We start from the raw sequence: 25,939 nt of genomic DNA, 5'->3' as shown, positions 1-25,939 counted from the left end.
CTGGTTCGACAGCTTGTAATCTGCCAATGTCGAGAAAGCAAGCCGGCCAACGCGGGTTCCGCGCGGCGCGTTTTTTGCTTCGACTCAGAGATGGCGGACGGCAAGCATACGCCTTGTTGTGACGAAACTGCTTCGGTGCCAGTAGAGGTGAAATGATGGGTTCGGTGTATCCATTCGACGGACAGCCTGCGAGCGATGCCGCGCAATCCGGCGTCGGGCTGGTCGTCGTTTATCCCGGCAATGCGCAGCGAAGTTTGTGCGATCACGAGTGTGCGACTTACCATGCCCTGGCGCAAAGGCTCGCGTTCATCAAGGGGTATGCGTTTGCCGGCGAGTACGATGCTTCGCGCGATTATTCCGCTGCCTTGTATTTTGTGCCGAGCGATACCTTTCTCACGCTCGAGGACGCGCATCGGCTCGGCGTTCGCGGCGAGCAGGATTTGTTCGGTGGCGTGGTGCCTTTTCCGTTCATCGCGACCAAGACCATTACCCATCCCTTGTATGGCGAGCATGCGCGGGCGCCGGATGGCTGGTCGCGCGAGCTGTCGCGGCGCATGCAGGAGGTGGTGCTGCCGGGGTTTTCCGCCTTCTCACTGGAGGACGCGCGCAACGCGGGCCGGCACTTGCTGGAGCAGGGCGCGGTGCGCCTGAAGATGGCGAGCGGGATCGGCGGACTCGGGCAATGGGTGCTTGCCGATGCGGACAAACTCGACGCGCGGCTGCAGGCACTCGATGCAGATGAAGTGGCGCGTTGCGGGCTGGTGCTGGAGCGGAATCTGCCGGAGGTGTCGACGCTGAGCGTGGGCCAGGTACGCGTGGACGATTTACTTGTGACCTATTGCGGCACCCAGCAGCTGACCGTCAACAATGCCGGCGAAGAGGTGTACGGCGGTTCGCGCCTGATCGTGGCGCGCGGGGATTTCGATGCGCTGCTTGGGTTGAAGCTGGAACGCCAGATGCTGATGGCCATCGCGCAGGCACGCCAATACCATGCGGCGGTCATGCAATCTTTTCCCGAGATGTTCGCCTCGCGTTGTAATTATGACGTGGCCCAGGGTATCGATGAAGATGGCCGCTGGCAGTCCGGAGTGCTGGAGCAATCCTGGCGTATCGGTGGCGCGAGCGGGGCCGAGGTCGCGGCCTTCGAGGCGTTTCGGGGCGATCCGTCGCTGCAAGCAGTCTGCGCATCGACTACGGAGATCTATGGGGCTGACGGTGTGATGCCGGCCGATGCGGACATCTATTTCCAGGGCGTGGATGAAAGCGTCGGCCCCATCACGAAATATGCGAGGCTGGAACCGTATGCCAACTCTTGAAGATGCAATCAGGATCGCTGTCGACGATGGACATATTTCGGGAACCATGGTTTCGCCGAGGACCCGCCTGCCGGGCGTGCTGTTCGTGCATGGCTGGGGCGGCAGCCAGGAGCAGTATCTGGCGCGGGCGCGGGAAATCGCGGCACTGGGTTGCGTCTGCCTGACCTTCGATCTGCGCGGGCATGGCAATACTCGCCCGCAATATGAAACGGTGTCGCGCGAGAGCAATCTGCGCGATGTGCTGGCGGCCTACGATGTGCTGGCCAGCCATCGCTTCGTGGACCCGTCGACCATCGCTGTCGTCGGCAGCAGCTACGGCGGCTACCTCGCGGCGATTCTGACGACCATGCGTTCGGTGAAGTGGCTGGCCTTGCGGGTGCCGGCACTGTACATGGACAATGGCTGGGAGTTACCCAAGCGTCAGTTGCACAGGGATCAGGATCTCGGCACCTATCGCAGCAGCCTGGTGCCCGCCGCGGAGAACCGGGCCTTGCGGGCCTGCATGGCGTTCAAGGGGGACGTGCTGGTGATCGAATCGGAATTCGACAAGACGATACCGCACGCCGTGATCTCCAGCTATCTCGACGCCTGCATTCACGCGCACTCGCTCACCTACCGCGTCATCAAGGGAGCCGACCACGGACTGACCGATGAAAGCAGCCAGCGCGCTTATACTTCCTTGCTCGTGAACTGGATGACCGAGATGGTATTCGGCGAGCGGGAAGGCAATACCCCGACGCAGAGCACGACCATGCCGGGAAGCGCATTGCCGGAAGCGCCCCCCGGTCCGGCATGAATCGTCACCCGCAAAATTCCGGAGATTTTTTTGTCGGGATCAATGCAGCTGCGTCTTGATGTAGTTCTCGATCTCCTTGTCGTCGAACCAGGTGATGTCCTTTGATACTTCTTCCTCGACCAGTTGCTGCGACTCCTTGCTCAGGTTCTTGCGCAGCATACCGAGGAATTTTGAAAAGGCGATCACGCGCAGCTTGTCGTAGCGCTGCTCCATGCGTGCCTTGTCCAGATATTCGCCGATCTGCTTGGCGAAGAGTTCCTGCTGATGCTGCGCTTGGGACACATTGGGCTCGGCCGTATGGCCGACGACACGCCGGCTATTGTCGGAATAGCGTCCTTTCGCATCGCTGGTCAGATCTTGTTCGCGCATGCGTCCTTCCGGGCTGACGAAATCTTCGATCTCGTGAAAATTGGCCTGTTGCGCACCCTCGACTTCGAAGATCCTTGCGCGATGCTCGTCCGCGGCAATAATCCAGGTGGTTTGCATAGGCTTCTCCTTCGAAAGATAAAGGATGTTCGACCAAGCGGCTGCAACTTTGTTCTGGCGAAAACGACGTTTCATTGCATGCGGAAAATCCGCGGGAACATTGCTGCGAAGACTGGCATTGCTCACGCAAACAAGCCATGCAGGAACCAGCAGATTTCCTCGCCTGTCCGCTCCCGGTAAATCCAGTAGCAGGTTGCCGTTTGTCCCTGCGCAATGAAATAATCGCGCACCACCAGTTTTCCGTCCCACCAGCCGCACTCAATCCGCTCCGGCCCTTTGATCATTCGCAGCGGCGAACCGTAAAACGGGCGATGGTCGCGCACCATCAGCGCAATCGGCGTTTCCAGTATCCAGAACGGGCGCTCCGCATGATGCGGCGCGGATGGCGCAGGGCGCGTCACCGCCGCAGCGGGAACCCAGGCATTGCATATTTCCGGTCGATGATCGGCGCGCGGCGAGGGGATCAACACGCTATGCTCACCCAGTCGCGCGGTCAGCAGCTCCAGCAGACGATGATAATCGGCAGGCGTGCCGCCGGGATCGGGGAACAGCGATTCGGTAGGCGGCAGCATGGCCGATACCTGCGCGGCTTCGAGGCGTATCGCGATCACCGGCGCGCACAGTTCAAGCCGGCCGAGCCGTTCCTTCAGCAAACGGGTCAGGTGTTCTTCATGCCACACCGGATCCGCCAGCGCGATCTCGATCGGCGTGGGCGCAATGGCGCTGCGGCCGCGTTCATGCTGCAGCCACAGCACGAAGCGCGCCACCGCCAATTGCTGCGCCACCAGCCAGCCGGTCATTTGCAGCAGCAGGCGGCGCGCGGCAAACAGAACGGCCTCCGCATGTTCGATGCGGTCGGGCAGTTCCAGATTGGCGGAGAAGCTTTTCGGCGCCTGCACCCATTCGAACAATTCCGGCGCTTGCCCATAGGCGCGGTCGAGTGCATCGAGCACGTTCTTGTCGCAGCGGCGCTGCAATCCCGCGCGCGGCAACTTGCGCAGTTCGCCCAGAGTGCGGCAACCGATGCCCTCCAGCCATTCGTCATACGGCCGGAGGGCCGGCAGCAGCATGCAGGGCAGGGCATCGAGCAAGCTCATCATGCTCTCCATGCGGACCGTGCGGCGCAATGTCGAACGCGTGGGATGGCGCGCAAGCAGCCATGCACCTTGCGCGGTCGGCGCCATGCCGATGCGCGGCGTGAAACCGAGTACGCCGACACTGGCGCGTACCAATCGGTATAGCTTGCGCCGTCCGTCGAATGCGCGCAGGCTGGCAGTGACGTCGAGCAGCAGGCTGGCCTCTTCGGCGAAGGCAACTTCCGGCGTGTATTGCAGCAGCGCCAGCGCGATGCTGTTCAGGGCGTCCTGCTCGCGCACAGAGTCATGCTCATGCAGGATCGCATCGGGGCAGATGGCTTGCACGCCGCCGCGCCGCATGCCGATACGCACGCCTTCGGCAGCGGCTTGCGCGCTCATCACCAGCACGCGTTCGCGATCGACGACGACATGCCTGCCCGGATCGGACCAGCACGGACGAACCGTTTCGAGAGGCAGCAGCGGCAGATGCACGCCGATCCATGTGCGCATGGGCGTCTGCTTGAAAACTACTGCACAAGCTGATTTTCGACCTCCGATGCCCGACGCACTATTGGTGCGCGTGCGCTCCCCGGCCGGAATTCAGCTTGTTCGCTGCGGTTTTCAACCAGACTCCGAGGAGCAGGGCCGAAAATGGAGGAGGAAAAAAACGGCATCTCGTCCAGCCGCAGATGCAGCGCTTCATCCCGCCGTGGGCCGCGCCGCTTGACGATCTCGACGTCGATGCCGCCATTGGCAGGACGCAGCGCCAGCCGCAGCGGCGCGGGCGAGGCATCCTGTGCGCAGGCGAGCGGGCGCATCATCCAGAACAGGATTTCCGTGCCTTGCGCGGCTAGATGCAAGCGCCGCAGCGATTCGCTCCGTACATGCGATTGCCAGAACAGCAAGGCGCCGCAACTGCCGTTGCGCAGGATCTGTTCCGCCGACCACAAGGCATCGACGCTGCGCGTGGTTCTGATCCACAGCAGGCGATCGGCGGGCAGCCCCCACGATGTCCAGGCAGCGACTTGCGGCAGATGGGGCGGCTGCACCAGCGCGATGCGACGGGTTTTCGCAATGGAATGCAAGGCGGGGCGCAGTAGATGCATCTCGCCAATCCCGGCTTGCTGCAACAGCAATTCGACCAGGACCGCGCTCGGCCAACCGCCATTGGGCAATTCAGCATCGAGCGCGCGATGACCGGTGGAAGTGACCGCAGCCTGATACGAACCCATTTGATCGGCGCGCCAGACCGCATGCGGCAAGGGGATCGCCGCATCCGGCTTCGATATGGTGGAAACTAAAGCAGACATCCGGACCTCCTAGTTCTTTTTTCTGGGATATATTCTGTTATTTATACTGTATAAATATACAGTATTGCAAGGATGTCTCTTAGTACAAATTCGTAATGTAAAGAACAGATTTCATGCAAGCGCACATTACTTCCGTCGGCCTGGTGATCAAGCCCGATCCCGCCGACACCTTCGCCTACCCGCATCACATCGATCGCGCCAGCCTCGATGCCTTGCCGTCAAAACCGGGCATCTACATTTTTCGCGATGAGCAGGACAGGCCGCTGTACGTTGGCAAGAGTGTCAACATCCGCAGCCGCGTGCTGTCGCACCTGCGCACGCCGGAAGAAGCGCGCATGCTGCGGGCAAGCCGCTATGTGGAATTTCGCCGCACCGCCGGTGATATCGGCGCACTCCTGCTGGAGTCGCGCCTGATCAAGGAACTGCAACCCTTGCACAACAAAAAGCTGCGCCGCACGCGCGAGATGTGCACGCTGCACCTGGGGCAGGACATGAAGTCGGCACCCGATATCGTTTATGCGCGCGATCACGATTTCGCGAAAACAGCCGACCTGTACGGCTTGTTTGCGACACGCAAGGCTGCACTGGAAAAACTGCGCGAGATTGTCGATGTGGAGATGTTGTGTCCTGCGATGACGGGGCTGGAAACCGCAACGCACGGGCGGGCCTGTTTTGCGCGCCAGATTTCACGCTGCCTCGGTGCGTGCGTCGGTGCGGAATCCATTGATGCGCACTATCTGCGCCTGAGGACGGCGCTGGAGGAAATGCGTATCGTGATCTGGCCCTATGACGGACCCATGGGCATCGTGGAAGAATGCGACGGCTGGAAGCAGACTCACGTCATCGATCACTGGTTCTATGTCGGCTCCATCGACCAGGCCAAAGGTGCGCAGAAAATCAGCCGTGCCGCACAACGCACTTTCGATGTCGATACCTACAAGATTCTTGTCAAGCCGATGCTGCGTGGCGAGTTGCGCATCGAACCGGTCACGCTTGCCAGGCGCGACAAATGCGGCAAACGCGGCAAACTTGATAAGCGGCCAACTGAAGGGCCAAAGGCGTAAAGATGTAAAAGCAGCGCAACCGGGCAGTACCGCGGCTGCGCTACTTGGTCAGGCCGACCGATTACTTGGATGTGCCGCCCGGCGTGGTCGTGCTGCCGCTCGTTCCACCTGTGGTGCTGTCGCTTGTACCACTGGTGCCACCGGTGCTGCCGCCCGTCGTGCCGGTTGTGCCGGTCGCGCCACTCGTTCCGCCGGTCGTGCTTCCCGCCGTGCCACTCGTTCCACTGGTCGAACTTCCGGCCGAACCGCCGGCTGCGCCACCCGTGTCGCTGCTGCTTGAACCAGGCGTCGTGCTGGTCGATCCCGCAGCGCTACCCGGAGTGCTTCCGGTGCCGCCAGCCGCACCTGGCGTGCTCTCGCTGGTGCTTCCCGGGGTGCCCGTTCCGCCGGCGGCGCTGCCCGTCGTGCTACCCGTCGATCCGGTCGAGCCCGCGGTTCCGCTGGAGGTTCCGGCGGTGCTGCCCGAACTGGTCGCACCCGTGCCAGCGCCAGCAGTGTCCGCGCCTTTCTTTTCGCACGCGCCTAGTGTCAACGTGGCGACAAGCGCCGCGAGCAATACTGAATATTTCATGCTGGTTCCTCTCAAGAAAATATAGTTGTCAACAAGTGCACGGCTAATTGGAGAAATCGAGGGGCGTTAAGTGCCTGTCCAAACATTGATAAATATCAGTGACGATATGATTTTTTCAATAAATGGAACGTATCAACTATCGCCGTAGTGAGAGGGGCTGTTTACTAATCCTTACTATTGTTGATCGGCAATTTTCTTTTCTGCCGATATATAATGCCCCGCAAGAATAAAAAAAAGACAAGGCCATGCACATGGCCTTTTTCGTTTTTGAGGGGACATATGAACAAATCCTCATTACGGCGGCAGCTCGTGCTGCCGTACGTTCTGCTTGTGGTATTCGTTTGCGCCACCATCGGCTGGGTGTCTTACCAGGCCGGGGAAAAGGCCGTCAGTACGCTCGGACACCGGGTCATGACGGATATGGTCAACCGCATCAATGCCGCGACCGAACAGCATCTGGCCGGCGCGCTGACTGCGCTGAATGCGATCGACCCGGATCCGCAAACACTGCCCCAGGCACAGCCGTTCTCCGACAGCTTGGCCGCGCTGGAGCCGCGCCTCTGGGTTGCGAGCGGGCTGTTCATGGACGTCAACAACTATGTCTATTTCGGCGGCGAGGACGGCCGCTTCATCGGTGTCAATCGCATCAACAAGGATTTTGTCGAGCTCTACCTGCGCGAGCCCGGCGCCGCAAAACGGCATGTCTATGCGGTCACCCGGCCGGGCGATCGCGCACGCATCCTGCGCACCGATCAATATGACCCTCGCACCCGTCCCTGGTATGACATCGCCGCCCGCAGCAAGAAACCCGTTTGGTCACCGGTGTACGGCGATTTCACTTCGAAAGAGCCGACCATTACCCTGGCCAAGCCGGTCTATCGCGAGGACAAGACATTTGCAGGCGTGATGGCGACGGATGTGACGCTCAAGGCACTGACCGATTTCCTGCGCAGCCTGAAAGTCAGTCAGAGCGGCATTGCCTTCGTGCTCGACAGCGACGGCTTCATGATCGCCACCTCCGGCACGGAATTGCCCTTCAAGATGGTCAACGGCGCGCCCGAGAGGATGCGCATCGACGAGATGCAGACCCCGCTTATCAGGGATGCCTATGCCAAGGTGCGCAAGTGGAAGAACGCAAAGGCGGAAGACGCGGCCACCTCGCCGGAGCTGGCCGCTCCCGCCGGCTATCTTGAAGTGGCCGCCGCCAGGCTCGGCGAAAAATACGGCGTGAACTGGGTCACCGTGGTCGCCGTGCCGCGCGTCGATTTCATGGGCGGCGTGACGCGCAGTTTCATACACGGCCTGCTGATTGCCGCGCTGTGCGTGATCGTCGCGCTGGTGCTTGGCTTGTTCTTCCTCGACAGAGTGCTGCGCGACATCCGCAACCTGACCGAAGCCGCGAAAAGAATCGGCGAAGGCGAGCCGATGCCCTCGCTGAATATCCGCCGCAGCGATGAAATCGGACAGCTCGCGACGAGCTTTCGCGAAATGGAGCACAACCTGCGCATCGACAAGCTGACCGCGGTATTCAACCGCGCATCGCTGATTGCGCAGATCGGCTTCCTGCGGCGCCAGCTCGCACAGAACAACGTCGAACGCCCCAACTTCGCGCTATTGTTCATCGACCTCGACCATTTCAAGACGGTCAATGACCATTACGGCCATGGCGCCGGCGACAAGGTACTGGCGACGGTGGCGACCCGCCTGAAGGAATCCGTGCGCATCACCGATGTGGTCGCGCGCTACGGCGGTGACGAGTTTGTCGTCCTGCTCAAGGGCGTGACTGCCGTCGACGATGTCATCGCCACCGAAGAAAAGATCCGCGGCATCGTCGAGGAGCCGGTGCAGCTCGATCACGGCACGGCCAGCGTCGGCGTATCGATCGGGTGGGCCATGTTCCCTGAGGACGGCGAAGACGTGGACGCGCTGCTGAAAATCGCCGACACACGCATGTTCGACACCAAGAAGATCCGCAAGGCGGCGCGCTGATTTGTTTAATTGATCTGGATCAATTTCATTTCGACAGGTGCGAGAGCAGAATGAGATTATCGTTTTGCCTTGAAGCAAGCCGCAAAGGTTTGAATTCGATTGCGTTTGCAATCGCATGTCGAGATGACCGCGTACATGGCGATGGCGGCGCGCGATGGATACCAGGCGGTCCAGGCTGACAACAATAAGATCAAGTACTCATTGCTTGGGAGGCCCATGGCCGAGGAGTTGGTTCCGCACGTGCCGCAGGCAGGGCAGACACTGCGTTTGCCGCGCACGACTATCAGCAAGACCATCGCGACCGCATTCCTGATCATTCTGCTGGCCGCCACCGGGAACGTATTGGTGGTGCACCACATGCTGGCCGACGTCAACGGCGTGGCCGAGACCGTGAACGTGGCCGGCAAGTTGCGCATGCTGAGCCAGAAAATCGCTTTCGATGTGACGAGAGTGCTGCACCAGAGCGACCAGGACAAGGGGGCAATATCCGCCGGTCTCAATGATTTCGACACCGCATTGATGGCGCTCGCGCGTGGCGGCAAGGCGTTCGGCTACGAGGTCAAGCCGCTTTCCGCGCACCACCATGCACTGTTCGACGCGGCCCACGCGGACTGGGTCACATACCGCAACCACGTCGAGGAGGCACTTCTGAAAGGGGCGCAGGGCGGCAACTTCCGCGTCGAATCCAGCCGCATCACGGCAGATGCGGCAAGTGTGTTGTCCAGCTCGGAAAAGCTCGTGAATTCGCTGACCGGCGAAGCGCAGCACGCGCAACAGCGCGCCCTCATGGAAATGTATGCCCTGCTGATGCTGGATGCGGTCATCCTAGCGATCATGTTCGTCACGGTGCGCCGCCAGATCGTGTTTCCCCTGCGCGAGCTGGCCCGGCACAGCAGGGAGCTGGCTGACGGCAACTACGTGGCTCGCATCGAAAACCCGTCGCTGGACGAAATCGGTTTGCTGGCCGAAAGCTTCAACGAGTCCGCGCAACGCATTGGCAATCTGATCGCGCGTATCGATCACGACCGGCAGAATCTCAAGCAAGCCGAGGCCATGTTCCGCGGCTTCGCGGAAAATTCCGTCGTCGGCGTGTATATCGCACAGGACGGGCGCTTCCGCTTCGTCAATCCGAAAATGGCGGAGATGTTTGCCTACAGCCAGGAAGAAATGATTTCGTCGATCAGCGTGTACGACCTGGTCTCGGAGCATGACCGCTTCACCGTGGAAGAAAACATCCGCAAGCGCTTGACCGGCGAAAGCAGGGAAGTGCACTACGAGCGCCAGGCGCGCCGCAAGGACGGCTCGCTGTTCGATGTCGAAGTGTACGGTTCGCTGATGAAGATCGATGGCGAGCCCGCCACCATCGGCATCATGCTCGACATCTCCGAGCGCAAGCGGCTTGACCTCGCCTTGCGTGTCCTGAGCGCATGCAACCAGGCGCTGGTGCGCGCCAGCGACGAAGCGGTCCTGCTTCACGAAGTCTGCCGCAGCATCCACGAGATCAGCGGCTATCCGTTTGTCTGGGTCGGCTACGTGGAAGAGGGCGTCGGCAAGAAAGTCTATCCGGCGGCCCTGGCCGAAGCGCACAAGGGCGCGCTGATGGCCGCCATCAACCATGTCAGCTGGGACGATTCGCAAACGGGACGCGGCGCCACCGGCACGGCGATCCGGCGTGGCAATGTCGTGGTTGTCAGGGATATCCAGACCAGTTCGCTCCATGCGCCATGGCGCGAGTTCATGGTCAGCCATGCGATCGTCTCCGCCATGTCGCTGCCCTTGAAGACCGGCGACAAGATCCTCGGCGCGCTCACTGTCTATTCGCACGAGCAGGACACCTTCAGGCCGGATGAAGTCCAGGTCGCGGAAGAACTGGCCGACAACCTGGCCTACGGCATCATGGCGCTGCGCGCGGAGAAAGCGCGCCGCAAATATGCGCAGCAGCTCGAATACCATGCCGGTCACGACATACTGACCGGTTTGCCGAACCGGGCATTGCTGCAGGATCGCCTGAACCAGGCCATCGCCTACGCGGCGCGCTACTGCTATCCGATCTGGGTTCTGTTCATCGATCTCGACCGCTTCAAGTTCGTCAATGACAGCCTGGGCCACAACGCCGGCGATACCGTGCTGAACGCCATCGCAACCCGCCTGCAATTCGCCGTGCGCGAGACCGATACCGTTGCACGCATGGGCGGCGACGAATTCCTTGTCGTATTGCCGGAGCGCGATGACGAATGCCTGACGACCGCGGTCGTCCAGCGCATCATGGATGCCGTCGCCAAGCCGCTGAAGGTCGACGGGCATGAATTCGTTCTCGGGTGCAGCATCGGTGTCGCCGTCTATCCGAACGACGGCAACGATCCCGAAACCCTGATCAGAAACGCCGACATCGCGATGTACCGTGCGAAGGAAACCGGGCGCAACAACTTCCAGTTTTATACCGCGACGATGAACGAACGCCTGCTCGAGCGCTTGCGTATCGAGAGCGATCTGCGCAACGCCATCGAACGTCAGGAATTCGTGCTGCACTATCAGCCGCAGGTCGATCTGAGCAGCGGGCGCACCATTGGCGCCGAGGTCTTGATCCGCTGGCAGCATCCGACGCTGGGCATGGTGATGCCGCTGCGTTTCATCAGCCTTGCCGAGGAAACCGGCATGATCGTGCAAATCGGCAGTTGGGTCTTGCGCACGGCCTGCGCGCAGGCGAAGACATGGCACGATGCCGGATACGGCGACCTGCGTATCGCCGTGAATCTCTCCGCGCGCCAGTTCATGCAACACGATCTGGTGCAATCCATTGCCAACATTCTTGCGGAAACCGGCCTTCCTGCGGATTGCCTCGAACTCGAACTGACCGAGAGCCTGGTGATGACGGATATCGAGCGCGCGATCGAGATCCTTGTCAGCCTCAAGGCCCTGGGCGTGCACTTGTCGCTCGACGATTTCGGCACCGGCTATTCGAGCCTTTCCTACCTGAAGCGCCTGCCGTTCGATTCGCTCAAGATCGATCAATCCTTCGTGCGCGACATCGCGAAGGAACATGACGGCGAGGCCATCGTGGCGTCCATCATTTCGCTGGCGCACAATCTAAAACGCCATGTCGTTGCCGAAGGCGTCGAGACCCGCGAACAGCTTAATTACCTTCTGCGCTACGGTTGCAATCACATGCAAGGCTATTACTTCAGCAGACCGGTGCCCGCCGAAATGCTCGAAGCCTTGTTGAGCCAGGATCGCCTCATGCACCCGGCATGGGATGCCGGTCCGCTGGCGTGACAATCACGCCGGCGTCACGTATTCGCGCAGGAAGGTCCTGGTCTGGCTGTCCGGGAAGGTGATCGTGACCTTGTCGTCAGCCAGCGACATGACGCGTCCTTCGCCATACTTCGGCACTTTTACCGCGCTGCCGACTTCAGGCAACGGCGACTTCAATTTTTGCGTCTCTGGCGGAATATGCTCGCGGACATGGGCCGGACTGAGCGCCTGTTCCGGCGGCTGCCTGCAGTTGTCGCAGACGCCGCAGTGCGTCCATTCGACTTCCTCGCCAAAATAGTCGAGCATTACCTTCCAGCGGCAGAAGCCGGTCTGCGCATAAAACACCATGCGCTCCAGGGCTTCGTGATCGCGCGCGCTCTTCTCCCGATAAGTCTCGACCAACTGATTGAGCTCCCTCGTCTTGACGCGTTGTCTCGTCACGCTGTATTCGAGATTGTCGTCCTGCTCGACCAGACCGCCGTCCTTGAGCAGCTTGAGCGCCACCTGCAAACGGTTTTCCGGCACCTGCTCCAACGAGTCGCGCAGATCTGCGAACGACGTATGCGCGTGTTCCGCCGCTTGAGTCTGCACGGCGGCATACACCGTGTTCAAGTCATCGATGCCGGGATAGCGACGAGCGAGAAAGAATTGCTGCACCTGCTTGTCTTTCGCGAAATAGAGCAGCGTGCATTCGGCCGCCTCGCCGTCTCGTCCGGCCCGCCCGGATTCCTGGTAATACGCTTCCAGGCTGGCGGGGATCTGGCAGTGGATGACAAAGCGGATATCGTGCTTGTCGATGCCCATGCCGAAGGCATTCGTTGCCACCATGACCCGGCTTGCACCCGTCATGAAACTGTCCTGGTTCTGCGTGCGCGCTTTCGCCGGCAACTGGCCGTGATAGCAGGTGACGCTTTCGCCAGCCTGTCGCAACAACTGGTAGATCTGCTCGGCCGCTTTCACCGTGGCCGTATACACAATGCCGGAGCCGCGGCTCTCGCGTACGAGGTGCGCGGTCTGCGCAAGTTTTTCCGATTCGCCTGTCGTCACGATCACGCGGTAGTGCAGGTTGGGGCGGTACATGCCGGTGTTGATGACATTCAGATCATCCAGCCCCAATTGCTTGCCGATATCTTCGATCACGCTGTCGGTCGCGGTCGCCGTCAAGGCCAGGACCGTGGGATGCCCGAGCGCCTGGATCGCCGCGCCGAGTTGCAGATAGGTGGGGCGAAAATCATGACCCCATTGCGAGATGCAATGCGCCTCGTCGATGACGAACAGGCTGACCTTGTTCTGCCCGACCGCGGCCAGGAAATCCGGATCGGACATCCGTTCAGGAGTGGCAAAGACAAATTCCCTGTCAGCTCGCTTGATGCCGTCCATGACCGACTCTTCTTCCCGGCTGCTCAAGGTGCTGTTCACCTCGCGCGCGCCGACGCCGGCACTTTCCAGTTTGCCGGCCTGGTCCTTCATCAGCGAAATCAGCGGCGATACGACGATGGTCGTACCTGGCATTTCCAGCGCGGGGAGCTGGTAACACAGCGATTTGCCGGCACCGCTTGGCATGATGGCAAGGGTGTCGTGCCGCTGCAATACGCTCTCGATCACTTCCTGTTGGCCGGGGCGCAGGTGATTGATGCCGAATGTGTCGTGCAAGGCATCACGCAGCGCCTTGTCTTCGGGCGGCGATTTCATTCGCCGGGCGCTGTGGGCAGGGGTATTTGCGTCGATGGAATCGGCCGCAGGGAAAATGCGATGCATGGTGTTATGTTGAGGAAGTGGCATGATCTGCCTTCAAGCAGCAAACATGCCTAATGGTCCCTCACTGCTTCAATTTCCAATGAAAAACAGCTGCTATTCCTCTGGGAAATCGAAGAGAAATATGTTTACATTCGCTGCGGCATATGGGGTACAATTCGCCACCGATTGAAGTTTGAGCTAGTGGTGCAGTATTTGTCTGTCATACCTTTTCTTGCTTCAAAGGATCTACCGGGCGCAAGCCCATTAACTGTAATAGGAATTGAAAATGGCAACAGGTACTGTCAAGTGGTTCAACGACGCTAAAGGTTTTGGCTTCATTACTCCGGACGAAGGCGGCGAAGATCTGTTCGCGCACTTCTCCGCGATCCAATCCAATGGTTTCAAGTCGCTGAAAGAAAACCAACGCGTTTCTTTCGAAGTGACGACTGGCCCGAAGGGCAAGCAAGCTTCCGCGATTCAGCCGCTGTAAGTTGAATCCAGCAGAATGAAAAATCCCCGGCATGCCGGGGATTTTTTTATGCCTGCGCGCTTTCCTCGTGTGTAAAAGCGCCTCGCACCCGGTATTAATTTCCCTTTCACTCAGCGCGGCAGCAAGACCGCCGCACCATCGAATTGTCCAGCCCGCAAGGCGGCCATGGCCTCATTGGCCTGTTCCAGCGGAAACGCGACCGGCGTCGTGCGTATGTCAATAACGTCCGCCAATGCGAAAAACGCCTCGCCGTCGGCACGCGTCAGGTTCGCCACCGAGCGCAGCGTGCGCTCCCCCCACAGCAGTGAATATGGAAACGCCGGAATATCGCTCATGTGTATTCCGGCACACACCACGCTTGCCCCCTTGCGGGTCGCCGCGAGGGCCAGCGGCACGAGTGCGCCGAGTGGCGCGAAAATGATTGCCGCGTCAAGCGGAGCCGGCGGCGCGGTACCGGAATCGCCAGCCCACACTGCGCCGAGTGCGCGCGCGAACTCCTGTGAACGACTGTCGCCCGGCCGTGTAAATGCATAGATCTCCTTGCCTTGCTGGCACGCCACCTGCGCGATGATGTGCGCAGCCGCCCCGAAGCCATATAACCCGAGCCGTCGACCATCACCGGCTATGCTGTAGGCACGGTAGCCAATCAGTCCGGCACAAAGCAGGGGTGCGGCATGCAGGTCGTCGTAACGGTCGGGTATCCGGAAGCAATAACGGGCATCGGCGGTCGCGTATTCCGCATAACCGCCGTCGCGGTCGTAACCGGTAAAGCGCGCGTCGTCGCACAGGTTCTCGCGATGTGCTTGGCAAAAGCCGCAGTGATGACAGCTTCCGCCAAGCCAGAGCACACCGACGCGATCGCCCACCGTCAACTGATGTGCGAAAGGGCCGACATGGACCACTTCGCCGACGATTTCATGTCCCATGATCAGGGGCGACTTGTGCGGCGCGAGCTCCCCGTCCGCGATATGCAGATCGGTGCGGCATACCCCGCAGGCCGTCACGCGGATCAGCACTTCATAGTCGGCGGGGAAGGGGATCGCCACGCGCGCCAGGCGCAATGGCGTGTGCGGCGCGTCCAGCAGCATGGCCCGCATGGTTCCGTCATGTCCCGTATTGAGTAAAGAATTGCTCATGATCTCAATATAGCAAGGATTTTATCCATGATATTGCGCGATCTGGAGCATGACATTTCATTGACCTTCATGAAATCGGGATTTACGATGTGAAATAAAAATAAATCTGGGGACAAAAAATGATTTTCAAATTTGGCAAGGCGGAGAAAGAACCCGAGTCGGTGGTCGTGTCATCGACGTCCGGGATGGAACACGTTCTCAGCGATGTCGCGCGGCAGGCGTCAGGACTGGGAAAAAGCTCTGCCGATTTGAACGGTCTCATCGACGATCTGGCGGTCATGAGCAGCAAGCAGGCGGAGACCTTCAAGGTTCTGGCGAGCGAGATTGATGCCATGGTTCGCGCCAACCTCGCCATCGAGGAGGTGACCAAGGCCAGTAAAGCCTCGGTTCAGCATGCGCGTCATACCGTCGAACAGATCGGAAACGGTGTCATTGCCGTGACGAACAACCTGTCCGAAGTTGCCGACGCCGCCAATGAGATCACGCAGATTGCCTTGCAGACCCGCTTGGTCGCTTTCAATGCTTCGGTCGAGGCAAAAAGAGCGGGTGAGGCCGGGCGCGGATTCGCAGTCGTGGCCGATGCAGTGAGGGAATTGGCGGCCAAGGTGGAGCAGTCGTCCAAGCTGATCATGAGCACGGTCACGCAACTGGATGAGCGCATCAAGCTTCTTGCGGACAACATACAATCCAGGGAAACCGGGCACAGCGATTCGGGCAAACACGATTCCTTCCACGCGGCGGTTTCGGAGGTCGAGCGCGGCGTCGCCGACATTGCGGATACCGCCCAAAAAAATCTCCAGGGCTGTGCCGGCGTTCTGGATTCGGTCCGCGGCCTGTCAGATCAAGTCGCCGGCACCGCCACCGCGCTGCAGACCGCGCGCCAGCGAACCGAGGGATTTCTGTCCTTGTCGGAGTCCCTGATCGAAATGACCGCCGAAAGCGGCGCTCAAACCGAAGACACGCCATTGATCGAAGGCGCGGTGGAGGCGGCTGCAAAAATCTGCGCGCTGCTCGAAGAGGGAGTGCGCAGCGGCGCCCTGTCGGAAGCCGACCTGTTCGACAGCAAGCACAAGCCCATTCCCGGCACCAACCCCGAACAATTCATGACGCGCTTCACGCCATACTGTGACCAAGTGCTGCCGGAGATATTGGAAGACATCCTGACCTGGGCGCCCAAGATCGTGTTCAGTGTGGTAACGGACCGCAAAGGCTATATTCCGACGCATAACCGCAAGTTTTCCAAGCCGCAGGGCAGCGATCCGGTTTGGAACCAGGCAAATTCCCGCAACCGGCGCTTCTTCATCGGCCGCACGGAAACAGCCGCGATCAATAACCGCAAAAGATTCCTGCTCCAGACCTACCGGCGCGACATGGGAGGCGGGAAGCATGTCGTTATGAAGGACCTGTCGGTGCCGATTGTGGTCGACGGCAAGCACTGGGGTGCATTGCGAATCGGTATCCAGTTTTAACCAGATGCAGGCGAAAAAAAACGGCCAGCAAATGGCCGTTTTCGTTTTGCAATCAGGAAATCAGGGTTTGAAAAAACCGGCCCCGACAATCATGTTGTCGACTTTTTCAACATAGCTCGACTTGGCTTCCACGTTCTTGGTCATCGGATTCGGCCACTTGTAGTCGACCCAGCCCTTTCCTTTCGCGTTCAGGACTTCCACGAAGCTGCGGATGATGTACTTGCCATCGGCGTCGCGCATGTCGATCAGATTCTTGCCGACCATCTTGGACGCATTGCCGTTGCCGATCGAAAGATTGGTTCCCTGCATGTCGTAGACGAAGATATACAGATCACGATCGACGAATTCTCCCTTCGGATCATTGAACGCGGCAAATGCCTTTTCCTTGCCATTCGCCTTCAAATAAGCGACGGCCTTCTTGACGAGCGCGCTGGCTTCCTCCGCCGTACCCCGTTCCGCGGCGCATGCGGAGGCACTGAGAAAACCGGCAATCAGCAGCGTACTAAGTGTTTTGAGTAGGATTTTCATCGATCATCTCCTTGGTGGTGTTTTGGTGCTCAAATTCGCGTGGCTTCGTCATTTCCCAGGTGGCGGATAGCAGGCCATCCACAAGGTAAGAGGGTGTTAACGATTTTAGTTATTTCCATATGGAAATATACCTGATCGGCTCATCTGTTGGTATTTCTTGAAGCCGGTTGACGCAACTCAAATTTCTCAATGGAAATTTGTGATGCATTTTGGCACGCAAACTCTGCGCTATGGATGAAAAGCTTGCACGTCTGAAGTGAAAGACGTGCACTGCACATTCAGGTCTTGCGCCAGTAATCCGGTTCGGCGTAGGTATGGCGGAGGAAATCGACAAATGCGCGGATGCGCAGCGGGAGGTGACGTCGTTGCGCGAACACGGCATAGATATCGTTGCCGGGAGCCGCAAATTCATCAAGAACGGTCACCAGTTGGCCAGCTTCAATCGCGTTTCCGACTTCCCACATCGAGCGCCAGGCCAGCCCCTTGCCGGACAGGGCCCAGTCGTGCAACACCGCGCCGTCGTTGCACACCATATTGCCGCTCACTTTCAGCGTGACGTTTTTTCCTGCCTGGCGGAAGGTCCATCCGCGTTGGCTGCCTTCGCTGCTGATGGCCAGGCAGTTGTGTTTGGCAAGATCATCGAGAGAAGCGGGCGCGCCGTGCTTATTGATGTAGGCCGGCGACGCCACCACCACACGCTTGTTGTCAGCCAGCTTCACGCCGATCAGGCTGGAGTCGGACAGGGTGGCGATGCGGATCGCCACGTCAATACCTTCTCCGATCAGGTCCACAACGCGATCATTCAGATTGAGGGTGACCGTTACATCGCGATGCTGCGCAAGAAATGACGGAACGAGCGGTGCGACATGCTGCCGACCGAAGCCGGCTGGAGCGGAAATCGACAAATGGCCGCTGGCCCGCGCGCTGCGTTCCGATACGGCTGATTCCGCATTTTCCAGATCGACAAGAATACGCTGGCAGTCTTCAAGAAAGGCCAGGCCTTCATTGGTCAGCGCCAGCTTGCGGGTCGTTCTTTGAAGCAATTTCACGCCGAGCCGCTCCTCCAGCGCATCCAGGCGTCGTCCGATCATGGCCGGTGCAATGCCTTCGGCACGCGCGGCGGCGGAGAGGCTGCCCTTGGTGGCCACCTCTACAAACGTGGAAATTTGCTTGAACTGATCCATGCCCTCAACTTATGCGATTCAATACTGAAACGCAAGAATAAAGTGACTAATCGTGAAGTTTATATGGATTTTTATTGAATATACTTCGAGGCATCCATAACCTGACCTCGCTGCCATTGATGACCATCCACGCCATTGCCTTCGACGCCTACGGGACACTGTTCGATGTGTATTCCATCGGTGCGCTCGCCGAGAGATTGTTCCCCGAACGTGGAACGGCCTTGGCCGAGCTGTGGCGCGACAAGCAGATCGAGTACACCCGCCTGCGCACCATGTGCTCCATGTACAAGCCGTTCTGGGAAGTGACGCAGGACGCATTGATATTCGCCTGCAAGAAGCTTCAGCTCGATCTGACGCTGGAAGCGCAGAGCATGCTGATGGGACAGTACGCCAAGCTGCAGGCTTTCCCGGAAAACCTCGCCGTTCTGCAGAAGTTGCAGGGCATGGGCCTCAAGCTGGCGATTCTTTCCAACGGCAATCCGCAGATGCTCGAATCGGCGGTGGAAGCCGCCGGCATGCGCGGCATTTTCAATCACATCCTGTCGGTCGACGCGGTCAGGAAATTCAAGACTGCGCCGGAGGCCTATCAGCTGGCGCCGGACGTGTTCGGACTTTCGCCGAAGAGCATCTTGTTCGTGTCCAGCAACTGCTGGGATGTCTGCGGCGCCACCTGGTTTGGCTACACCACGTTCTGGGTGAACCGTGCCGGCGCCCCGCTGGAAGAGCTCGGTGTAGCGCCGGATGCCACCGGTCCGGACATGAATGCACTGTTGCAGTTTGTGCAGTCGCAGATCGGCGGTGCTCAATGAGCGTATGGCAGATCGCGCTGGTCGGCATCGCCGCTTTCTGTGCCGGCGCAATGAACTCGGTCGCCGGCGGCGGCACCTTTCTTTCGTTCCCGGCATTGCTTGCCGTCGGCGTACCGCCGGTAATGGCCAATGCCAGCAATTCCGTTGCCTTGTGGCCCGCCAGTCTCTCCGGTGCCTGGGCCTATCGCGCGGAACTGGCGCGGTACAAGCGATATCTGATCCCGATGGGTATTGTCTCGTTCATCGGCGGCATCGGTGGCGGCTTGGCTTTGCTGGCAACCAAGGATGCGACGTTTTCCAAACTGATCCCCTGGCTGCTGCTGTTTGCCACCATCCTGTTTGCCTTTTCCGGCCGCCTGTCGGTGCTGTTGCGCGGACATGGCGCCGGCAAACCGGGCAACAGCCTCGCCTCGCTTGCCGGCCAGGCGGTCGTATCGGTCTATGGCGGTTTCTTCGGCGCCGGCATGGGCATCCTCATGCTCGCCAGCCTGGCCATGTCCGGCCATGATGACGTGCACGAGATCAATGCCATCAAGAATCTGCTGTCGGCCATCATTTACAGCGTGACAGTGCTGACATTTGTCATCGCCGGCGCCGTCAGTTGGCCTTACACCCTCATCATGCTTGCCACGGCAACGCTGGGCGGCTATTGGGGTGCGACCATTGCGCGCAAGATTCCGGCGCAATGGTTACGCCGGTTCATCATCGTGGTTGGCTTTACCCTTACCGTTTTCTACTTCTACAAGACGTTCTGATACCTGCTCTTCTCCCAAGGAGGACATCATGGCTCTTCAACTTCCAGCCGGCATGGATATCCAGGCCGACATCAAACCCGGATACGAAAAAGTCCTGAGCACCGAAGCACTGGCGCTGGTCGCCAAGCTGGCCCGCACTTTCGAACCGCGCCGCCACCAACTGCTGGCCGCACGCGTCGAGCGCGCCAAGCGCCTGGACGCAGGCGAGCGTCCCGACTTCTTGCCCGAGACCAGGCACATCCGCGAAGGCGACTGGAAAATCGCCCCGATTCCCAAAGCGCTGGAATGCCGCCGTGTGGAAATCACCGGCCCGGTCGAGCGCAAGATGGTCATCAATGCACTGAACTCCGGCGCGGACAGCTACATGACCGACTTCGAGGACTCCAACACGCCGAACTGGGACAATCAAATCACCGGCCAGATCAACCTGATCGAAGCCGTGCGCAAGACGATTTCGCTGGAGCAGGGCGGCAAGACCTACAAGCTGGACGACAAGGTCGCCACCCTGGTCGTGCGTCCGCGCGGCTGGCATCTGGATGAGAAACATGTGCTGGTCGACGGCAAGCGCATCTCCGGCGGCATTTTCGACTTCGCGCTCTTCATGTTTCACAACGCCAGGGAGCAGCTTGCCCGCGGCGCCGGTCCGTACTTCTACCTGCCGAAGATGGAGTCGCACCTCGAAGCCCGTTTGTGGAACGACATCTTCGTGATGATCCAGAACGAGCTAGGCATTCCGCAAGCTTCGATCAAGGCCACCGTCCTGATCGAAACCATCCTCGCCGCCTTCGAAATGGACGAGATCCTGTACGAACTGCGCGAGCACAGCGCCGGTCTGAACGCCGGCCGCTGGGACTACATCTTCTCCTGCATCAAGAAGTTCAAGGTCGACAAGAATTTCTGCCTGGCCGACCGCGCCAGGGTGACGATGACCGCGCCGTTCATGCGCGCCTACGCGCTGCTGTTGCTGAAAACCTGCCACAAGCGCAATGCGCCCGCGATCGGCGGCATGTCGGCCCTGATCCCGATCAAGAATGATCCGGCAAAGAACGATGCCGCGATGGCCGGTGTGCGCAGCGACAAGGCGCGCGATGCAAGCGACGGTTACGATGGCGGCTGGGTGGCGCATCCGGGCCTGGTTGAGCTGGCCATGAGCGAGTTCAAGAAGGTCCTGGGCGACAAGCCGAACCAGATCGGCAAGCAACGCCCGGACGTCAACGTGAGCGCGGCCGACCTGCTGAACTTCCAGCCGGAGCAGCCGATCACCGAAGCCGGCCTGCGCATGAACATCAATGTTGGCATTCATTATCTGGGTGCCTGGCTGGCTGGCAACGGATGCGTGCCGATCCATAACTTGATGGAAGATGCGGCAACTGCGGAAATCAGCCGCTCGCAGGTCTGGCAGTGGATCCGTTCGCCCAAGGGCGTGCTGGAGGACGGTCGCAAGGTTAGCGCCGACATGGTTCGCGCGATGATCCCGGAAGAGCTGAAGAAGGTGAAGGAAGTGGTCGGCGAGGGCGCAACGTATGATCGTGCCGCGCAGATTTTCGAACAGATGTCGACGTCGGAAAACTTTGCCGAATTCCTCACGCTGCCCCTGTACGAAGAAGTGTGATGGCGGATGCGCGGCCGGTGTGTCCGGCAGGAGGACGAAAAAAACCGGCTTCGGCCGGTTTTTTTTCGATCATTGATTTTTTGTGTTCCGTGTCGATAAGATTGGACCTGTTCAAATGCCCGCGAGGTCAGCATGCATGCGCTCAAACTGATACGAATAGATGACAGTGTGGGATTGATCCTGCCAAAGGAAGTGCTGGCCAAACTCAAGCGCGGCGCCGGGGATACGGTATTCCTCGCCGAAACCGTCGAGGGGCTTCTGCTATCTCCGCACGACCCCGCCCTGCAAAATCAGCTCGATGCCGGCCGAGAGTTCATTGACGATTATTCCCGTGCGCTGCGCGCCTTGACCGAATGAACCTGAGCTCGATCGATCCCGCCGCGCTACTTTTGCTGCATGAGGAAAGCCTCGCTGAAATCGGAGAGGAAGTCGGGCCGTACGACGAGGCTCTCCTTGATGCGGCACTGGCCTATCCGCTGCATCTGGCCGTGCTGCAAGTGGCTGACGTCGCCGCGATTGCCGCCGCCTATGCGGTTGGCATGTTGAAGTACCGGCCGTTCGTGGTCGGCAACGAGCGTACCGCGCTCCTGGCGCTGGGAATGTTCTTGTATCTGAACGACTGGCGCTTGAATGCGTCGCAGGAGGAGGCGGTGCACGTCATCTTGCGGGCAAGTGCTGCGGAACTGGACGAGGAATCGCTTGCAGATTGGATTCGTGCTCACCTCTGATGTTTACGCAGAATATCATAAATTACTTTAACTATGCGGCATAAGTTATTGAATTTAAATATATTCGCCTATCTCAAGAAATTGCATTAGAAGAGCCTTGCAAGTGATTGATAACAGGGAGCTTTCTCTACAAAGACGTCACGTAAGCGCGTATTCCGGCCAACAGCATCTCGACGGCCATCGCCGTCAGTATCAGTCCCATTAAACGCTCGAACGCCGTCATGACATGTGGCCCGAGAGCCCGCTGCATGCGCTCTGCACTTAACAATACGGCCAGCCAGACGATCGCGACTAGCGACAGGATCGCCACGTGAAGCAGGCTCTCGACCGTGCTGTTGGAAGAAAACAGTAGCACGGTGACCAGTGCCGATGGACCTGCAAGGGCAGGAATGGCCAAGGGCACAATAAACGGCTCATGGCCTGTCGTCGATCCAACGCCGAATACCCCGCCGGGCTGCGGAAACACCATGCGCAGAGCAATCAGAAACAGGATCACGCCGCCGCCGATACGCAGGGAAATATCGGTGAGTTGCAAGGCAGCCAGGAAATGCCGCCCGAAAAACATGAAAATCAGCAGGATAACAAAGGCAATTGCGCATTCCCGGATAATGACCCAGCTGCGCCTTTCGTCGGGCACGTGTGCGAGGGCGCTGACAAACAGCGGCACGTTTCCGAAGGGATCGGTCACCAGCAGCAAAATGATGAAGGACTGGAAAAAGTTTTGGCTCATGCTGTCAATTCTTGAAAGTGCGTGAAAGGTATACTCGCGGCCTTGCAAGTCTGGCAAGGAGCATGCCCGAAGCATGCCACAAACACGACAAGAGAAAATTTGAAGACCACATGATTTCCCTGAAGCCCGTAAAGAAGTCGCGACGCCGCTTTCTCCTCGGAGGCTTGGGAGTCGCAGGCGCATTGATCGTCGGCTGGGGTGTGATGCCGGCGCGCCAGCGCCTGCATCTTGCCAATCCCGTCCCCGCCGTCAACGGCGAAGTGGCGCTGAACGGCTGGATCCGGATCTCCGGCGATGGCACGGTTACTCTGGCGATGCCCCAGTCCGAAATGGGGCAGGGTGTGCATACCGCATTACCGATGCTGGTGGCGGAAGAGCTGGACGTTCCGCTGAACAGGGTAAGGATCGAGCAGGCACCAATCGACAAGATTTTCGGCAATATCGCTGTATTGCAGGATGGCTTGCCGTTTCACCCGGACAGCAGCGGAACGCTGAAGGATACCGTGCGCTGGCTTACCGGCAAAGCGGGGCGCGAACTCGGTCTGATGATTACCGGCGGGTCGTCTTCGGTAAAGGATATGTGGCGGCCGATGCGCGAGGCCGGGGCGGCTGCGCGAGCAATGCTGGTCGAAGCCGCCGCCAAGGCTTGGGGCGTGCCCGCCTCGGAGTGCAGAACGGAAGGCGGGATGGTCACGCATTCCATCGGCAAGCGCGCAAGCTATGCTGAACTGGCGGCCAAGGCCGTCGCCAGCGAGCCGGGCCGGATTCGACTCAAGAATCCCTCCCAATTCACCCTGATCGGCACACCGCAGCCGCGCCGCGATACGCATGTCAAGGTCAACGGTACTGCCGTGTTCGGCCTGGATGTTCGTCCAGCAGGCTTGCTGTATGCCGCGGTCCGGATGTGTCCGACCATTGGAGGCAGTATCCGGAACGTCGACGCCGACAAGATCCGCGCCATGCCGGGCGTACTGCGCATGGTCGACTTTTCGGGCGCAGCCTCCGGCATGTCGGGCGTCGCTGTCATCGCGAAATCCTGGTGGCAGGCGAAGCAGGCTGCTGCTGCGCTGCCGGTGATCTGGAATGACGGCGCGCACGCCAATCTGTCGACGGCCGCGGTATTTCAGGAATTGTCGGCGAAGCTCGACAGCAATTCCGGTTTTACTTATTACCAGCAAGGCGAACCAGTTGCGGCTGGGGCGGCAATGAAGACGCTGGAGGCAGAATACCGCGCACCGTTTCTGGCGCATGCGACCATGGAGCCGATCAACTGCACCGCCCAGGTTAAAGACGGCAAGGTGAGCTTATGGGCATCGACGCAAGTTCCCAGCATTGCTGTCGACATGGCGGCCCGGGTCGCGCGGGTCAGTCCCGAGGACGTTACCCTCACGGTTACCTATATTGGCGGCGGCTTCGGCCGTCGCCTGGAAGTGGACATGGTGGCGCAGGCTGTCGCGATCGCGAAGGAGGCCGGTGGCATGCCGGTTCAGGTGATCTGGAGCCGTGAAGACGACATGACGCACGATGTCTACCGGCCGGCGGCCCTCGCGCGTTTCTCGGCCACACTCGATGCGGCCGGCAATGTCCTGGCGTACAACAACAAGCTTGCGTCCGGCGCGATCCTGCATCAGGTCATGGATCGCACCTTCGGATTAATTGGTGCCGGCCCCGACAAGACGACAGTTGAGGGCGCTTTCGATATGCCCTACGAATTCCCGCGTCAGCATATTGCGCATGTCACGGTGCCGACGCCGGTGCCAATCGGCTACTGGCGATCGGTCGGCCACTCGCACAATGCATTTTTCAAGGAAAGCTTCGTCGATGAACTGGCGCATGCTGCCGGCAAGGACCCGGTCGAATTTCGTCGCGGTCTGTTGAAGAAGCATCCTCGCCATCTTGCCGTGCTTGATGCGGCATTGACCGGAGCAGGCCAGCCTGGACCCGGACGCGCGCACGGCGTCGCGCTGCATCAATCCTTCGGTTCCATCGTGGCGGAGCTTGCGGAAGTGTCAATTGAGGGAACGGAAATTCGCGTCCATAAAGTGATCTGCGCAATTGACTGCGGCTTGGCGGTCAACCCGAACATCATCGCGCAACAGATGGAGTCGGGGGTGATTTTCGGCTTGAGTGCCGCCTTGTCTGGGGAGATCACGATCAAGGATGGCAAGGTGGAGCAGCAGAATTTCCATGACTATCCGGTCCTGCGCATGAATCAGACGCCAATTGTCGAGACGATCGTGATCAGGAGCGCAGAACCGCCCGAAGGCGTTGGGGAGCCGGGAACGCCGCCGATTGCACCGGCCGTGGCGAATGCCGTCTTCAAACTGACAGGGAAACGCTTGCGCAGTTTGCCGCTGCGTCTCGTCTAAAGTGTTTCCTTGAGTCGCGTGCGCAGATTGCAGACACGCTGCCACTCTGCGCGTTCGGGAGAGCTTGCCGCCTGCCTGCGCAATTCGCTGTCGCTTTGCTCGGCCTGCGCCAGGATCAATCTGTCGGCCAGTTTCGGATCCGGCAGCACAGTGCCGAAAAACGCGACAATATCTCCACGCTGCATCAGCAGTGTCGGAAAGTTTTCCACGTCAATATCGCCGATGAAATCCGCCTGATCCTCGATGTCGATCCAGACGAAATGCTTGTCCGGATGCTGTGCTGCCAGTTGTTCGAAGCCGCCTCGGTAACTGCGGCAGGTATCGCACCATGCAGCACACAGGCACGCAATCACCCACGTGTCCCCATCCAGCCATTCGGCCAGTTGTCCACGATTGTGATTTTCCAGGGTGAGGCAAGGTGATTGCATGAGTGGCTGTGCGGTCGGGGCAGGACGATATTGTAAGGCAAGGCAAGGAGCGCCGTCGTGCGGTCGCTCGGAAAGCGGATGTGTTGCCGAATGGCTTTCTTTTG

The 25,939-nt window shown here is 59.6% G+C and carries 23 protein-coding genes; 14 read left to right on the top strand and 9 right to left on the bottom strand.

Annotation, left to right across the window (positions count from 1 at the left end; genetic code table 11):
• Nucleotides 1-152 precede the first annotated feature (152 nt).
• Both VJ651_RS11790 and VJ651_RS11785 read left to right on the top strand, forming a co-directional pair.
• Nucleotides 153-1,316 (top strand): DUF3182 family protein, encoded by a 1,164-nt coding sequence (locus tag VJ651_RS11790; RefSeq protein WP_324107636.1) that lies wholly within the window; start codon nucleotides 153-155, stop codon nucleotides 1,314-1,316.
• Nucleotides 1,303-2,112 (top strand): alpha/beta hydrolase family protein, encoded by an 810-nt coding sequence (locus VJ651_RS11785; RefSeq protein ID WP_324107635.1) that lies wholly within the window; start codon nucleotides 1,303-1,305, stop codon nucleotides 2,110-2,112. Before VJ651_RS11790 ends, VJ651_RS11785 begins: the two co-directional genes overlap by 14 nt.
• Nucleotides 2,113-2,151: 39 nt before the next feature.
• Here the strand turns inward: VJ651_RS11785 and VJ651_RS11780 are convergent, their stop codons facing one another.
• The 3 genes from VJ651_RS11780 to imuA all read right to left on the bottom strand — a co-directional run bounded on the left by VJ651_RS11780 (nucleotide 2,152) and on the right by imuA (nucleotide 4,984).
• Entirely contained in the window at nucleotides 2,152-2,598 is a 447-nt protein-coding gene (locus tag VJ651_RS11780) for a host attachment protein (protein WP_324107634.1), read from the bottom strand.
• 122 nt (nucleotides 2,599-2,720) lie between these two features.
• Nucleotides 2,721-4,184 (bottom strand): DNA polymerase Y family protein, encoded by a 1,464-nt coding sequence (locus VJ651_RS11775; protein ID WP_324107633.1) that lies wholly within the window; start codon nucleotides 4,182-4,184, stop codon nucleotides 2,721-2,723.
• A gap of 17 nt (nucleotides 4,185-4,201) precedes the next feature.
• The gene (imuA, locus tag VJ651_RS11770) at nucleotides 4,202-4,984 is read right to left on the bottom strand and encodes a translesion DNA synthesis-associated protein ImuA (RefSeq protein WP_324107632.1); all 783 of its coding nucleotides are present in this window, start codon (nucleotides 4,982-4,984) and stop codon (nucleotides 4,202-4,204) included.
• Nucleotides 4,985-5,097: 113 nt separating this feature from the next.
• On the opposite strand from imuA, the gene VJ651_RS11765 reads away from it, so the two are divergent.
• The 4 genes from VJ651_RS11765 (at nucleotide 5,098) to VJ651_RS11750 (ending at nucleotide 11,881) form a co-directional block, all read left to right on the top strand.
• Nucleotides 5,098-6,048: an endonuclease gene (locus tag VJ651_RS11765; RefSeq protein ID WP_324107631.1), complete on the top strand. Its 951-nt coding sequence runs from the start codon at nucleotides 5,098-5,100 to the stop codon at nucleotides 6,046-6,048.
• Nucleotides 6,049-6,092: 44 nt separating this feature from the next.
• Entirely contained in the window at nucleotides 6,093-6,644 is a 552-nt protein-coding gene (locus tag VJ651_RS11760) for a hypothetical protein (protein WP_324107630.1), read from the top strand.
• Between the two features lie 254 nt (nucleotides 6,645-6,898).
• Nucleotides 6,899-8,608, top strand: a complete 1,710-nt coding sequence (locus tag VJ651_RS11755) for a diguanylate cyclase (RefSeq protein ID WP_324107629.1) — start codon at nucleotides 6,899-6,901, stop codon at nucleotides 8,606-8,608.
• Nucleotides 8,609-8,707: 99 nt separating this feature from the next.
• The gene (locus VJ651_RS11750) at nucleotides 8,708-11,881 is read left to right on the top strand and encodes an EAL domain-containing protein (RefSeq protein WP_324107628.1); all 3,174 of its coding nucleotides are present in this window, start codon (nucleotides 8,708-8,710) and stop codon (nucleotides 11,879-11,881) included.
• Nucleotides 11,882-11,884: 3 nt separating this feature from the next.
• On the opposite strand, the gene VJ651_RS11745 is transcribed toward VJ651_RS11750, so the two are convergent.
• Nucleotides 11,885-13,552, bottom strand: a complete 1,668-nt coding sequence (locus VJ651_RS11745; RefSeq protein ID WP_324107627.1) for an ATP-dependent DNA helicase RecQ — start codon at nucleotides 13,550-13,552, stop codon at nucleotides 11,885-11,887.
• A gap of 331 nt (nucleotides 13,553-13,883) precedes the next feature.
• On the opposite strand from VJ651_RS11745, the gene VJ651_RS11740 reads away from it, so the two are divergent.
• Entirely contained in the window at nucleotides 13,884-14,087 is a 204-nt protein-coding gene (locus VJ651_RS11740) for a cold-shock protein (RefSeq protein WP_088707577.1), read from the top strand.
• A gap of 110 nt (nucleotides 14,088-14,197) precedes the next feature.
• Here the strand turns inward: VJ651_RS11740 and VJ651_RS11735 are convergent, their stop codons facing one another.
• Nucleotides 14,198-15,184, bottom strand: coding sequence for a zinc-dependent alcohol dehydrogenase family protein (locus VJ651_RS11735; protein ID WP_324107654.1), 987 nt, complete (start codon nucleotides 15,182-15,184; stop codon nucleotides 14,198-14,200).
• A 158-nt stretch (nucleotides 15,185-15,342) separates the two neighbouring features.
• Here VJ651_RS11735 and VJ651_RS11730 point away from each other — a divergent pair, with 158 nt between their 5' ends.
• On the top strand, nucleotides 15,343-16,692 hold the full coding sequence (locus VJ651_RS11730; protein WP_324107626.1) for a methyl-accepting chemotaxis protein: 1,350 nt from the start codon (nucleotides 15,343-15,345) through the stop codon (nucleotides 16,690-16,692).
• A gap of 60 nt (nucleotides 16,693-16,752) precedes the next feature.
• On the opposite strand, the gene VJ651_RS11725 is transcribed toward VJ651_RS11730, so the two are convergent.
• Nucleotides 16,753-17,220, bottom strand: coding sequence for a cache domain-containing protein (locus tag VJ651_RS11725; protein ID WP_324107625.1), 468 nt, complete (start codon nucleotides 17,218-17,220; stop codon nucleotides 16,753-16,755).
• 278 nt (nucleotides 17,221-17,498) lie between these two features.
• Nucleotides 17,499-18,404 (bottom strand): LysR family transcriptional regulator, encoded by a 906-nt coding sequence (locus VJ651_RS11720; protein ID WP_324107624.1) that lies wholly within the window; start codon nucleotides 18,402-18,404, stop codon nucleotides 17,499-17,501.
• Between the two features lie 116 nt (nucleotides 18,405-18,520).
• Between VJ651_RS11720 and VJ651_RS11715 the strand changes: the two genes are divergently transcribed.
• The 5 genes from VJ651_RS11715 (at nucleotide 18,521) to VJ651_RS11695 (ending at nucleotide 22,308) form a co-directional block, all read left to right on the top strand.
• Nucleotides 18,521-19,213, top strand: a complete 693-nt coding sequence (locus VJ651_RS11715) for a haloacid dehalogenase type II (protein ID WP_324107653.1) — start codon at nucleotides 18,521-18,523, stop codon at nucleotides 19,211-19,213.
• Entirely contained in the window at nucleotides 19,210-19,968 is a 759-nt protein-coding gene (locus VJ651_RS11710; protein ID WP_324107623.1) for a sulfite exporter TauE/SafE family protein, read from the top strand. The genes VJ651_RS11715 and VJ651_RS11710 overlap by 4 nt, the downstream gene beginning before the upstream one ends.
• Nucleotides 19,969-19,996: 28 nt before the next feature.
• Complete coding sequence (aceB, locus tag VJ651_RS11705) at nucleotides 19,997-21,580, top strand: malate synthase A (protein WP_324107622.1); 1,584 nt, start codon at nucleotides 19,997-19,999, stop codon at nucleotides 21,578-21,580.
• Nucleotides 21,581-21,712: 132 nt separating this feature from the next.
• Nucleotides 21,713-21,937, top strand: coding sequence for an AbrB/MazE/SpoVT family DNA-binding domain-containing protein (locus VJ651_RS11700; RefSeq protein ID WP_324107621.1), 225 nt, complete (start codon nucleotides 21,713-21,715; stop codon nucleotides 21,935-21,937).
• The gene (locus VJ651_RS11695) at nucleotides 21,934-22,308 is read left to right on the top strand and encodes a type II toxin-antitoxin system death-on-curing family toxin (RefSeq protein ID WP_324107620.1); all 375 of its coding nucleotides are present in this window, start codon (nucleotides 21,934-21,936) and stop codon (nucleotides 22,306-22,308) included. The genes VJ651_RS11700 and VJ651_RS11695 overlap by 4 nt, the downstream gene beginning before the upstream one ends.
• Nucleotides 22,309-22,435: 127 nt before the next feature.
• Here VJ651_RS11695 and VJ651_RS11690 read toward each other — a convergent pair whose 3' ends face one another.
• Nucleotides 22,436-23,038, bottom strand: a complete 603-nt coding sequence (locus tag VJ651_RS11690) for a MarC family protein (RefSeq protein WP_324107652.1) — start codon at nucleotides 23,036-23,038, stop codon at nucleotides 22,436-22,438.
• 110 nt (nucleotides 23,039-23,148) lie between these two features.
• On the opposite strand from VJ651_RS11690, the gene VJ651_RS11685 reads away from it, so the two are divergent.
• Nucleotides 23,149-25,407, top strand: a complete 2,259-nt coding sequence (locus VJ651_RS11685) for a xanthine dehydrogenase family protein molybdopterin-binding subunit (RefSeq protein ID WP_324107619.1) — start codon at nucleotides 23,149-23,151, stop codon at nucleotides 25,405-25,407.
• Here the strand turns inward: VJ651_RS11685 and VJ651_RS11680 are convergent.
• On the bottom strand, nucleotides 25,404-25,835 hold the full coding sequence (locus tag VJ651_RS11680; RefSeq protein ID WP_324107618.1) for a thioredoxin family protein: 432 nt from the start codon (nucleotides 25,833-25,835) through the stop codon (nucleotides 25,404-25,406). The genes VJ651_RS11685 and VJ651_RS11680 overlap by 4 nt on opposite strands.
• Nucleotides 25,836-25,939: the final 104 nt, after the last annotated feature.

This window comes from Noviherbaspirillum sp., from assembly GCF_035254865.1.
Taxonomy (GTDB): Bacteria; Pseudomonadota; Gammaproteobacteria; order Burkholderiales; family Burkholderiaceae_D; genus Noviherbaspirillum.
This window is presented reverse-complemented; position numbering and strand designations above follow the sequence as displayed.